Genomic DNA, 12,828 nt, shown 5'->3' with positions numbered 1-12,828 from the left:
AGTCGATCGCTCAATAACATTTTTAACCAAAGTGATCGGCATCGATGTTATTAGGTGATCGCCATGAATGGTATTGGCTGATCGGCATCAGTGTTATTGAGCGATCGGGATGGATGAAAATATGCAAGATGTACGTGACATGCCAAAAGCCATTTTTCTTGCCGCAATAATTACAGCCTTTCTTTATGTATTTGGTACTGTTGGTATTTTGATGGCATTGCCCGTTCAAGATATTGGCCTAGTTGCTGGTATTATCGATACGTTACGTAAATTGTTTGGTGAAGGTGATTTTGGTCAGATGATGGTCTATATTATCGGCACAATGGCACTGCTGACCTTCATTGGTAATATGGTGACATGGACAATGGGTGCAAGCCGTGCAGCAGCAGAAGCCGCAAGTGAAGGCGAACTGCCTGATGTCGTCGGTAAGATGTCTAAAAAGCATGATACCCCTATCGGTGCTAATAATATTACCGGTGCACTCTCGACTGCAGTTATCTTAGCGTATGCCATCTTTGCCCAAAGCAGTGATGAATTATTCTGGTCAGTGTTTGCATTTTCGAGCTGTATTTTCCTACTTCCTTATTTATTCATGTTCCCGTCGTATTTGAAGTTACGTATTAGTGATAGCCAATGTGAGCGTCCTTTCCGTGTACCTGGTGGCATGGGCGTGCAGTGGTTATTAAGCATTGTGTGTTTCCTTACTATTGCACAGGCTGTCGTGTTGTTCATTTTCCCTGATTTAATTTCATTCACTGTTAATTGGACATATAGCGCACCCGTATTAATTGGTGTGTTGCTGACTATTGCGATTGGCGAATATTTATTGAAGTTGGCTATAGCTAAGAAAAAACAAGCCAATAAATCAGAAGATTACCAAGAACATACTGCATAGCGATGGTATATATAAATTATAAAGGTGAATATCATGACTAAACAATTAAGCACAAGCCCAAAGCAAGATGGATTTAGAATGCCAGCAGAGCACGAGCCTCAATCTGCTATATGGATGGCATGGCCAGAGCGTACCGATAATTGGCGTTATGGTGCAAAACCCGCGCAAGCGACATTTGTAGAAGTCGCCAAAGCCATTGCGAAAACAACACCGGTCACTATGGTGGTAAGTGCCGAGCAGTTTGAAAATGCCCGCGTAGTATTACCGAGTTATATTCAGGTACTAGAAATGAGTACCGATGATTCTTGGATGCGTGATATCGGCCCTTCGTATGTGGTGAATGATCATGGTGAACGACGCGGTGTTGATTGGCACTTTAATGCGTGGGGCGGATTGGTTGATGGGCTCTATTTCCCATGGGATAAAGACGACGCTGTCGCACGAAAAGTGTGTGAAACGTTAGGCGATGATAGCTATCGTGCTCCTATCGTACTAGAAGGTGGCTCTATTCATGTGGATGGTGAAGGAACGTTATACACCACTGAAGAATGCTTGCTTCACCCAAGCCGTAATCCTGATTTAACTCGTGAAGAGATTGAAGATGTACTGAAATCAAATCTCTCTATTGAGAAGGTAATATGGATACCCCAAGGTTTGTATAACGATGAGACTAACGGTCACGTTGATAACTTGATTCACGTTGTACGCCCAGGTGAAATTGCACTGACATGGTGTGATGATGAAACGGATCCTCAGTATCTTATTTCACGAAAAGCGATGGACGTATTATTGACCGAGACTGATGCCAAAGGTCGCCAGATTAAAATCCATAAACTGCCGATGCCGGGCCCACTGTATATTTCAGAAGATGAAGCGAATGGTGTCGATGTATCAGAAGGGATGGAGCGAGTACCTGGCGAGCGTTTAGCGGGATCTTATGCAAACTACCTGATTTCAAATAATCATGTTATTTATCCGTTATTGGATGAAGTACATGATAAAGACGTCGCGCTGTTGTTAGCTGATTTATATCCAAACTATGAAGTAACGGGGGTGAATGCGCGTGAAATATTATTGGGTGGCGGAAATATTCACTGTATTACCCAACAAATTCCTAAGGTTTAATGAAGTAATCTATTCGTCATTGAGAAGATAGGGTGGAAAAAAAGAGAGAGCAATTGGCTCTCTCTTTTGATTTTTTGTGGTGAAGGGTTAAGCCATAATTGGTTGGTCAGGAAGATTATCTTGCTGTGAACCAGGAAGCTTGATAGTGAGCGCAATGATGAGCGAGATCACTAATAGCGCCAACATAAGGTAGAAGGTTGCTACGAATCCACCGAAGAGTGAGGCGACAATAGAGCCAACAATACTGCCGATACCAAAGCCAAGGTAAATTAAGCCGTAGTTTTTCGTTAGGTTGTTTAAGCCGAAGAAATCACTGATCAATGATGGGAACACGGTAATCGTGCCACCAAAACTAAATGCAATACATGCGACTGCAAAATAGAAACTAACTGTACTTTGGTGAGCAAAAAGTAGCGCACACACACCGATTAAGCAGATGAAGAGTGCAATAGCGATCACTTTAATACGGCTAATGTTGTCTGAAAGAATTCCCAGCACTAAACGGCCACTTAAGTTCGCGACGGCAATAATAGCGACTGATGTTGCAGCGATTGCCATAGGAAGATGCTCATAACTCTCACCGATATCTTTCGCGACACCAATAACATACAAGCCACTCATACAAACAGTTAGAAATACCAACGCTAGCATCCAGAACTGTGAGCATTTCACTGCCTCTGCTAGGGTGTAATCACGAACAGGCGTTTCTGCAGTATTTTGTTGTTCTTGTTTAGGGGCATCTTTCATCATTAGGCCACCAATAATGACCATGACCATGGCAATCACTCCCCAAGTGTTAAAAGTATTTTCTAATCCGGTATTCGTTAGGAAATACATATTGATGTATTTAAACCCAAGGCTACCTAAACCGTAAGCACCAATGGCACAAGCAGAGACCAAACCTTTACGCTCGGGAAAGAGCTTCACACAGTTCGATAAGGTCATCAGGTAACCGGTGCCGTCGGCAAAGCCCACTAACAAACCCGCGAAGACATACAATAAAATAAGGTTAGATGCATGGGCTGTCAGCAATAAGCTTGCACCCAATAATAGGCCAGAACAAATAGTGACTTTACGTACACCAAAGCGTTCTTGTAATTTACCAGATAGCGATGATGCAACGGCTAACGCTAAACTTAAAATACCAAAAGAAAAAGCCACACGGCTAACAGGCTCTGATAGCTTGTCTGCCAGCTGTGAGTTAAATAGACTCCACGTATACACCGACCCTAAAGCAAATTGGGTGATGATAGTGCCAAGCAACGTAAAGAGTCGATCTCGGTTTGATATCTGAGTCGCCATAACGTTAATCTCCAACGAATTTAAAAGCGTTAAGGTGACGTGTTTGTCACCTTGTTAAGCCACTAAAATACGGTGTACGTTGGAGATAACAATAGGGCGAAAAGAATAAAAAATGAAATGCAATAAGTGCGGAATGAAGTGCAATATAGCGGCATGAATTACAATTTCATTAATTCACGAAATGCTTTTATATTGCTACGACTCACTGGTATTTCACTACCGATATCGTGCACTTTAAGTTGGTAGGTGCAGTTTATCCAAGGAATGATTTCTTGAATCTTTTCTATGTTCACACAGTAAGAACGATGGGTGCGGAAAAAACTGTTTTCAGGTAAGCGATTAATTAATTCACTCATGGTGAAAGGGACAATGAAAGCACCTTCCTTGGTAAATACATTAGTTACTTTTTCATTGGCCATAGCATAATAAATATCGTCGACAGCGGTAACGAAAATGCGGTTGTCTTTAACCAAGTTAATGGTTTTAGCCCTGACTTTTTCGGGGGAGGTTACTTGGCATTGATGGGTTGCTTCTAGTTTGGCTAATAACCCGATGATGCGTTTTTCGTTCAGTGGCTTTAGTATGTAATCAAAGGCTTCAAGTTCAAAAGCATCGACCGCAAATTCTTTATAGGCTGTAGTAAATACAATATGCGGCTTTTCAGAAAATTGATGAATGTTACGTGCTAGCAACATGCCATCGATCGACGGCACATTAATGTCTAAAAAAGCAATATCGACCTTATGGGTTTGGAGATACTTAAAGGCCTCTAAACCATCCTCAAAGGTAGCAATAATCTGGATGTTACTATGGCGCTCAATTAAATACGTCAGCTCTTCCCTTGCTAAATATTCATCTTCTACGATTAGGGCTTTCAACATGGTGCGACCTTTATTTCAATTCGTTGACGTAAAATACGACTTCTGTGCCTTGCTCAAGACGTTTGATGTATAAACCTTCGCCATACAATAATGAGATCCGCTGATGTACATTCATTAAACCAATATGGTGGCTTTCCATCGTGCCGTTATAGAGCTTATCAATGGCATTTTGGCTAATCCCTATTCCTGTGTTTTGAATAGTTATTTTGAATCGTTCAGCATCCCGCTTTACCGAAATATTCACTTTACCGGGCTGACGAGAAGGCTGAATACCATGCTGAATCGCATTTTCTACCAGCGGTTGAATTAATAAACAGGGAATAGTGGGATGCACATCATCGACATCAAACGTTACTTCTAGCTTGTCACCAAAGCGAGCTTGCTCAATGGCGACATAATCTCTTACTTGTTGTAACTCTTCTTGGATATCGATCAAGTCATTATTACGTTCGAGGTTATATCGCAGAAAATCCGCTAAATTAGCAATCAATTGACGGGCTTTATCAGGATGAATACGCACTAACGTTGAAATCGCATTCAATGCGTTGAATAAAAAATGCGGATTAATTTTGCTTTGTAGTGCAGAAAGCTCTGCTTTGCTGGTCATGGCTTTTAACTGTTCAAGACGTGAGACTTCCATCTGAGTGGAAATCAATTGCGATAAGCCTATGGTCATTTCACGTAATGACGGCCGAATGCGGTGTGGCTGGTGGTAGAATATTTTTAACGTACCGCTAACGGCACCGTTTTCCCACAGTGGAATAATTAACAGTGAATGAAAGCCGTGCACATTAAGATTATTACTAATGATTTGCTCGCCAGTATTGACGGCTTGTTGGGTCATCAAACTGATTTTATGGTAGGCATCCAAGTAGTTTTCTTGCCCTATACCGACGTAAGCTAATACGTCTTTAACATCGGTAATAGCGACGGCATCTGCCTGGGTTTCCTCACGAATAATACCGCATACTTTCGTTAGCGAATCTCGATGATTATTTCGAAAATAAGGCAGGGTTTTGTTGGCGATATCGAGGGCAAGCTTTGCTTGTTTGGCTGCGATTAAATCTTTCTCTTCATCTAAATCTTGAACCAATTTGATAATAAGCCCAATGCACACCGCCCCTGCGATCATGGGTACGCTAATATGTTCCACAATGGTATAAGCCAACTGCTTATCTTCAGACAAGCTCACAATTAAAATCATGGTTAAGATTTCACAGAACATACCTGCAAGAATCCCCCATTTTGCGTACGATTTTTTGTGGCATCGAAAATGAATCCATGTTGCCAATAGGCCCGCAATCGTACTGGAAATTAAACAAGCTACCGAGGTGGGGCCGTCCATGTCGATAAGGTAACGGTGTAAGCCTGAAATAATGCCAGCAGGAATACCCACCCAAGGACCAAAAATGATCCCACCAGACAAGACCGCAATAATACGAACATTAATGAGTGAACCATCAACATTGACGCCCGTGTAGGTACTAAAAACAGCAAATAGAATGAACAGTGCAGAGATGAGTGCTGTTTCAACGGGGTGTCGTTGGGTTTTGATAACAATATGTTGGAATAGGTTGGTACGCGTTAAGAAAAATAATGCCATTAGCATCAGTGCTGCGCGTTCAAATACCGCCAGCAGCATCATAAATTGTTCGGTGTACACAGAGAAAAGCCTTAGTGTGGGGTGGATAGAAGAGATGTTTAGTTTTGATTGTACATGGGGCGTGTCTTTAACCCCACAAGTTGTGGGGCTTGAAAAGATAGTTTGCTGAAATGGTGTGTCCGTGATTTTTTAGGTAAGAGTTAATGTTAATTAACCCACTTTTATTGCGACCTTCTTGGTTGTAATTATCTCACTGGCTGAAATAGCCCCTAGAACTATCAGCATCATCGCCAAAATGGTATTCATATTCAGTGACTCAGTAAACATAGGCACGGCAATTAAAGCGGCTAACACAGGGGTAAATGATCCTAGTGCGGCACTCATTTCAGCGCCTAAACGTGAAATAGCATAGCCAAAAGTGAAGTTCGCAATAAGCCCGGCGGCAATACCTTGGATCATAAAATGAAAAGCAATCTCACTGCTAGGTGCATTCAGTAAGTTAAAATCAACGAAACCCAATAAGTACAAAACAGGTAAACAGATACATGCCGAGAGTGATAATACCGCCCCGCCTTCAATAGGGGTTAAGCCCGATACTCGCATCGCAATAGTAAACCACGCCCAACTGAAGCTCGCCATTAATAGCAATGCATGCCCCGTGGCGATTTGACCGCTTCCACTTAATAGAGAGGTTGCTAGAAACAGGCAAATACCAAGAAATATCAGCATAATGCCGGCTTTTCGCATTGAAGAAATACGTTCCCGATAGCAAATAGCCGCAATAGACGTTACGAACAAGGGCAAGATACCAGGAATCAAAGATGCACCATCAGCAACGGGTGCTAGGCGTAGTCCATTGGCAGCTAATAATAAGAAGGGTAAGCCAGCACCCAATGCGATAGCAAGCAGATAGCGTTTCGGGGTTTGTTTGATTTTTATTGCTTTAGGTAAAGCAAGCCAGCCAAAAACTAATGCGGCAGGTAAGAAGCGTAACAGTGCTATATCCCCAATAGTGAGTGCTGATTGGCTTGATGCGCGTAGTGAGATGAAAAAACTTGCCCAAATCAGCAATGTCACCCCCATCGCCATTAAACCTAAGCCGAATTCTTTTCTTTTTTGGATTTCCATGTCTCACCATTCTCATATCGATAATTGATAGCACAGCTTGTGCAGTACTTTATTATCGGTAACAACGGTAGGGTAATGTTGGCAAAGTAGTGTTGGTTGTTACTCAATATTGGTGATAGTTTCTAATATAGAATGATAAATTGGCTATTTTTATCAAAACTAGAAAAGGGATAAGCTGGTGGATAAAAAAGATAAGCAAATATTGACTGAACTTCAGAGCGATGTTCGCAAAACAACGGCTGATATTGCCGAGAGTGTCGGGCTATCGACGTCTCCTTGTGCTCGTCGAATTAAAAAGTTGGAATCAGACGGGATTATTTCGGGTTACCAAGTAAAACTGGATCGGCAAAAGCTGGGTTTGATGATGACATTTTTTGTCAATGTAAGCCTAAGTAACCACCGCGACCAAGCCATTAGTGAATTTGAAAATGCGGTGAATTGCATGTCAGAAGTGATCAGTTGCCATGTGATTTCGGGGTCATACGACTATTTACTGGAAGTGGTGAGTAAAGATTTGACCCATTACGAATCGTTTATGCGAAAGCTACAAACGTTAAGTATGGTAAAAGACATTAATACTAATTTAGCGATTAGACCGGTTAAATCGGGAACACCATTACCGTTATAAAGATGAGTCGTAGGTATCATTTGCGATGCGATGCGATGCGATGCGATGCGATGCGAATGTAGAGAAGGGGAATTAGTTATATGTCGTTCTACTTTATGTAAGTCCAACCTCGTGTGAGATCGAACTTACAACCATTTATTAATCAATCTGTGAGTGATTAAACTAGTTTCATCTCTTGGATGATATCTGAAGCAATTTCAGGTTTTGTGCTAGTTGGCTTTGCGTGTAGGTCTGCTTTTAATTGACCTTTTCGGTTATGTAAGCCTGTTTCTAGCTTTTTCAATGCTGCAGCAATTGCTGGGTACATTACGCTTTCTGTTGCTTTTGCTGAAACTCGTACACCCTCATAATTAGTAAATACTTCTACGCGGTGTTGGTTATGTTCTTTCGTGATAATAATGTCTGAGCTTACTAGATCTGGGAAATGAGAGACGATTTTGCTGAATTTACTTTCAATGTCTATTCTTGTCTCGTCACCTAGTGACACATGGTGATTTTGAATGTTTATTTTCATAAAGTCACTTCTCTCTTACTTGTTAGCCTGTAATTAAGTTATAGCAAAATGAATGTTATTTACGAACACAAACGGTCAAAAATGACGAGTTGATCGAGATTGCTGGCAAAATGACCACAGTAATCAAGGTGAACTTTTCACGTCTAACACGTTGATAACGTGCACGATTTATCTATGGCACGTTGTTCAGATTACATTTAACTTATTGATTAACAAAAGATTAAATTATCACTGTCTTTTGTATGAATACTTTGGTTAGACAGGTGATTGCTATAATAGGTTCGATTTTTATGAGAATGAATCGCATTATTTTTTTGAGCTTCTTTGTTCAAAGATGAATTATTGTAAAAATAGTGTTCAAGCGGGTTCAATTGTTGATAGGAGCCAAGATGAATTCTTTCGGTATGGTGTGGATGATTGTGCTTTTATCTAATTTATAGTTAACAACACCTATGCACATGGTTGTTTATTTGACTGGTACAGTGATTGTCATTTTGGTTGTAAAAGCCGCGAAAATTCGTTTGAGCGATTATTTGCTTTAAAAAAACACTGTCTAAGTCAAAGTTTCTATCAGTTTGCAGTGATTTCCCTTTAACATTGATTAACACTATCAATTCTGTGTTAATCAACCGTGTAATGTTGCTAGGTTAGAAGGAATTCCATAATGATTGCGAACAAAAAGGTGCTCGTCGTTGATGACGATCAGGAGATTCGCGAGCTCTTAGACGAGTATTTGACCAAGTCTGGTTTTACTGTCACCACCGCAGCTGAAGGTGAAGAAATGAAGCGCCGTTTAGCGGGTGGATACCCTGACTTAATTTTAATGGATGTGATGATGCCGGGTGACGATGGGTTCACTTTGTGCCAATACATTCGTAAAACGTCGGATGTGCCAATTATTATGCTGACAGCCGTGTCGGATGAAATGGATCAGATCATTGGGTTAGAGCTCGGTGCAGATGATTATATTGCGAAACCTTTTAGTCCTAGGCAGTTAATGGCACGTATTAAAGCATTATTGCGTCGTGTTAAACCAACCGTCACGCAGAAAATGCCTGAAACACCCAAGTCTATTTTGTTCTCTCATTGGCGTTTAGAGACGGCTTCTCATCGTTTATATGATTTAGAAAAGGGCAAAGATTACGAGTTAACTGGCAGTGATTTTTCGTTGTTAATGTTGTTTTTGTCGCGCCCTAATGAAATTTTAGATCGCGATACGATTTCTTGTGCCACACGTGGTCGAGAAGCCTTACCATCAGAGCGTGGTATTGATGTGCAATTAAGCCGATTACGTCAACGTTTAGGCGATAAAGGCAAAACGCAGCGTATTATCAAAACAAGCCGTGGTAATGGCTATATCTTCATCCCTGAAGTGAAATACGAAAGCTAGACTTCATTTTTCTATAATGCCAGCCGAAAGACAATCACGCTTAGGTTGGCTCCCATCTTCTTTTTTTCGATAAACAATCCAGACGTGTTTTGATACTTTTGGTATTTCAGGTATGAGTGGTTTATTGCAAAAGGCGACTATTCAAATGACATTGAAATCTCTTTGGCCGAAGTCTTTATTGGCTCGCACGCTGTGGTTTACACTTCTGGCTGTCTTTCTTGCTCAAATGATTGCGACCATGATTTGGTATGGTCAATCAAAACAACGTGATCTTGAAGGCTTAGAATCTACCTCGGCCAGTATGGCTAACATGTTTGCCTCTACGGTTAATTTCTTTCAATCCTTGCCATTAGAATATCGTCATATTGTTTTAGACCAATTACGGAATATGGGTGGCACACGTTTTTTTGTCTCCTTTAATACCGAAGAAATTCTCATTACACCCATTCCTAACTCTGTGATGAAAAATACGGCTGTTACAGTCTTTGAAAATGTATTGAGTGAAAAGTTACCAAGACTTGATGAAATCAAAGTGGAATTTTCACGACCTGAAACATTACATGTCTTAAAAAATGATATTTTACTGAGTGATTTACCACCGTCTTGGGCACACTACACATTGAGCTTAGAGCCATTGAATCCGCCCATCTTAGTGGTGCAAATTGAGCTTGCTGAAAATGAGTGGTTATATATTGCAGCGTTATTGCCAGCCCCTTACGTGACACTCGAAGATGAAATTATTACTAAGCAGCAAGTTATCTTCTTGGTTTTCATTACCGCATTATTGCTTTTCTTCACTTACTTAATGATCCGTCGTCAAACCAAGCCATTAAAGCGGTTAGCGAATGCTGCCAATGCATTGAGTTTAGATATTTATCAGCCACCTCTAAAAGAAGAAGGGGCGAGTGAACTTGTAACGGCAACTCAAGCATTCAACCGGATGCAGCAGAGGTTACGACGTTATATAGACGACCGTGAACACCTGTTTTCATCGATTTCTCATGATTTAAAAACACCGATAACGCGGTTGCGTTTACGGGTGGAATTGATGGATGATGACACCAAAATTGAGAAGTTTAACCGCGATCTTGATGAATTAGAGATGATGGTAAAAGGGGCGCTGCAAACTGTGCGAGATACCGATTTACATGAAAACCTCGTTAAAGTGGATCTGTCTGAAATGCTGCACAGTATTGCGGAACGTCATAACACAGGACAAATTCGAGTGGTGATTCCTGATACCAAGGTGTCGCCTCTAATGGGTAAGCCCCTCGCCTTGAAGCGGTGTCTAAGTAATCTTATTGATAATGGTGTGAAATACGGAAAGCACGTTGAGCTAATTATTTCAGATGAGCCTGAAGACGTCGTATTAATCATAAAAGATCAAGGCGATGGTATTCCAGAAGCATTATTAGAAGATGTGTTTGAACCTTATTTTCGTGTAGCGAAAGATGATGAAGGGCACGGCTTAGGCATGGGGATTGCTCGGAATATCTTGCATGCCCACGGAGGCGATCTCACTATCCATAATTCAGATCAAGGTGGATTAGAGGTCAAAGTCTTTATTCCGCGATTAATTAAAACTGTTTAGGGTCTCTATTTAAAGAGAAGTCATTTCAAGTACACATTCCACATAAGAACGTCTTATTGTGGTTATAGCATATAGAGCAAGACATGAAATTATCCCGAACATTGCTGAGTATTACATTTGCTCTCACGCTTTCAGGTATGGCAACCAATAGCCATGCTGGTGAGGTGGAAGTACTTCACTGGTGGACATCTGGCGGTGAAGCGAAATCTGTTGATGTACTCAAGCGAAAGATAGAAAAGCAAGGTAACAGTTGGAAAGACTTTGCCGTCGCGGGTGGTGGTGGTGAAAGTGCCATGACGGTACTGAAAACGCGTGCAGTATCAGGCAACCCGCCTTCTGCTGCGCAAATTAAAGGACATGACATTCAAGAGTGGGGACGGTTAGGCTTTCTTACTAGCCTTAATGATGTAGCGCAAGTTGAACAATGGGATCAGGTTATTCCCGCTGTTGTTGCGAATATCATGAAATACGATGGCACCTATGTGGCCGTGCCTTTTAATGTTCACCGGGTGAATTGGTTATGGGCGAATCCTGCTGTATTTAAGAAAGTGGGGGTGACGGTTCCTACCACACTTGATGAGTTTTTTGACGTCGCAGATAAGATTAAAGCGGCTGGCATTATTCCACTGGCTCATGGTAGGCAAGCTTGGCAAGACGCCACATTATTTGAAACAGTTGCTTTAGCCGTTCTGGGTTCTGAAGATTACAATAAGGCCTTTGTTGAGCTAGATATGGATGTATTGTCTGGCGAAAAAATGGTGGATGTATTTACACAGTTTCAAAGAATGAAAAACTATATCGATCCCAGATCGGGGGGGCGTCGTTGGAACTCAGCAACCGAGATGGTTATTAAAGGCGAAGCGGCCATGCAAATCATGGGTGACTGGGCCAAAGGTGAATTTGCAGAAGCAGGAAAAGTGCAGGGGAAAGATTATATTTGTGCCCCTGCCCCAGGTACAACAAATCAATTCACCTTTAATATCGATAGCTTTGCTTTTTTCAAACTCAGCGGTGCAGAAGAAGATAAGCAAGCACAGAAAGACCTTGCGAAAACAATCATGACCAAAGATTTTCAGCAAATATTTAATTTAAATAAAGGGTCGATACCAGTTCGAACCGATATGAACATGGCAAAGTTTGATCAGTGTGCACTTGACTCGATGGCAGCCTTTAAAGCAACCGCACAAAGTGGTGACTTAGTGCCAAGTATGTCGCAAGGGTTATCGACGACCAGTTATGTACAAAGCGCCATCTTTGACGTGGTCAGCACTTTCTTCAACCAGAAAAATGCAGATCCTAAAGAAGCCGCGCATAAGCTTTCACGGGCTGTTAAAGCGGCAATGTAATGTGATTTTATGGTAGTTCTATAGATTACGAGATACATAACGAAAGCGCACATCAACTGCGCTTGAATAGTGGAATTGTTGCAAATAATCAGATAAGGCAGATCTACCCAGTGATGAGCTCAATGATTACGGGTAAACAACCTCAACATTGAAGAGGCGATTCATAAAGGTGGATCTCTCCTTACAAAAAGCTTATTGGGCTCAAAATCAGCGACATCCCTAACGGCGCATCACTTTGATACCCTCGCAAAACCTGCGCCATGTACGCTTCGTTAGCGGCTTGGCATGCATTTGCCTAACATCTTCTAGCACCACTTTCGCAAAAATATAATTCACCACTAAAGAGGTATTGATCTGTATCAATAGATTAAAGAGTGAACATAGTAAGATGAATGCAAACTATAATAGTTATCATTTAGTCAGTG

10 protein-coding genes and 1 pseudogene are annotated in these 12,828 nt (G+C 41.4%); 6 read left to right on the top strand and 5 right to left on the bottom strand.

Going from position 1 to position 12,828, the window contains the following annotated elements:
- Window positions 1-109: 109 nt before the first annotated feature.
- Both C9J12_RS19170 and aguA read left to right on the top strand, forming a co-directional pair.
- Window positions 110-895: pseudogene (locus C9J12_RS19170) on the top strand (amino acid permease); the annotation flags it as partial.
- A 33-nt stretch (window positions 896-928) separates the two neighbouring features.
- Complete coding sequence (aguA, locus tag C9J12_RS19165; RefSeq protein WP_107244176.1) at window positions 929-2,020, top strand: agmatine deiminase; 1,092 nt, start codon at window positions 929-931, stop codon at window positions 2,018-2,020.
- Between the two features lie 87 nt (window positions 2,021-2,107).
- Here the strand turns inward: aguA and C9J12_RS19160 are convergent, their stop codons facing one another.
- The 4 genes from C9J12_RS19160 to C9J12_RS19145 all read right to left on the bottom strand — a co-directional run bounded on the left by C9J12_RS19160 (window position 2,108) and on the right by C9J12_RS19145 (window position 6,934).
- Window positions 2,108-3,322, bottom strand: coding sequence for an OFA family MFS transporter (locus C9J12_RS19160; protein ID WP_107244175.1), 1,215 nt, complete (start codon window positions 3,320-3,322; stop codon window positions 2,108-2,110).
- Between the two features lie 158 nt (window positions 3,323-3,480).
- The gene (locus C9J12_RS19155) at window positions 3,481-4,203 is read right to left on the bottom strand and encodes a LytR/AlgR family response regulator transcription factor (protein WP_107244174.1); all 723 of its coding nucleotides are present in this window, start codon (window positions 4,201-4,203) and stop codon (window positions 3,481-3,483) included.
- 10 nt (window positions 4,204-4,213) lie between these two features.
- On the bottom strand, window positions 4,214-5,848 hold the full coding sequence (locus C9J12_RS19150; RefSeq protein ID WP_170111822.1) for a sensor histidine kinase: 1,635 nt from the start codon (window positions 5,846-5,848) through the stop codon (window positions 4,214-4,216).
- Between the two features lie 168 nt (window positions 5,849-6,016).
- Window positions 6,017-6,934 (bottom strand): DMT family transporter, encoded by a 918-nt coding sequence (locus tag C9J12_RS19145; protein WP_107244172.1) that lies wholly within the window; start codon window positions 6,932-6,934, stop codon window positions 6,017-6,019.
- A gap of 178 nt (window positions 6,935-7,112) precedes the next feature.
- Between C9J12_RS19145 and C9J12_RS19140 the strand changes: the two genes are divergently transcribed.
- Entirely contained in the window at window positions 7,113-7,562 is a 450-nt protein-coding gene (locus C9J12_RS19140) for an Lrp/AsnC family transcriptional regulator (protein WP_107244171.1), read from the top strand.
- 157 nt (window positions 7,563-7,719) lie between these two features.
- Here C9J12_RS19140 and hpf read toward each other — a convergent pair whose 3' ends face one another.
- On the bottom strand, window positions 7,720-8,076 hold the full coding sequence (gene hpf, locus C9J12_RS19135) for a ribosome hibernation-promoting factor, HPF/YfiA family (protein WP_107244170.1): 357 nt from the start codon (window positions 8,074-8,076) through the stop codon (window positions 7,720-7,722).
- 664 nt (window positions 8,077-8,740) lie between these two features.
- Between hpf and C9J12_RS19130 the strand changes: the two genes are divergently transcribed.
- From C9J12_RS19130 to C9J12_RS19120, 3 genes are all read left to right on the top strand, one after another.
- Window positions 8,741-9,466 carry a response regulator gene (locus C9J12_RS19130; protein ID WP_011221896.1) on the top strand — a complete coding sequence of 242 codons (726 nt, stop codon included), beginning with the start codon at window positions 8,741-8,743 and terminating at the stop codon, window positions 9,464-9,466.
- Between the two features lie 145 nt (window positions 9,467-9,611).
- Window positions 9,612-11,057, top strand: coding sequence for an ATP-binding protein (locus tag C9J12_RS19125; RefSeq protein WP_107244177.1), 1,446 nt, complete (start codon window positions 9,612-9,614; stop codon window positions 11,055-11,057).
- Window positions 11,058-11,140: 83 nt separating this feature from the next.
- Window positions 11,141-12,403: an ABC transporter substrate-binding protein gene (locus C9J12_RS19120; RefSeq protein ID WP_107244169.1), complete on the top strand. Its 1,263-nt coding sequence runs from the start codon at window positions 11,141-11,143 to the stop codon at window positions 12,401-12,403.
- Window positions 12,404-12,828 lie beyond the last annotated feature (425 nt).

This window comes from Photobacterium frigidiphilum (assembly GCF_003025615.1).
Lineage (GTDB): Bacteria > Pseudomonadota > Gammaproteobacteria > Enterobacterales > Vibrionaceae > Photobacterium > Photobacterium frigidiphilum.
This window is presented reverse-complemented; position numbering and strand designations above follow the sequence as displayed.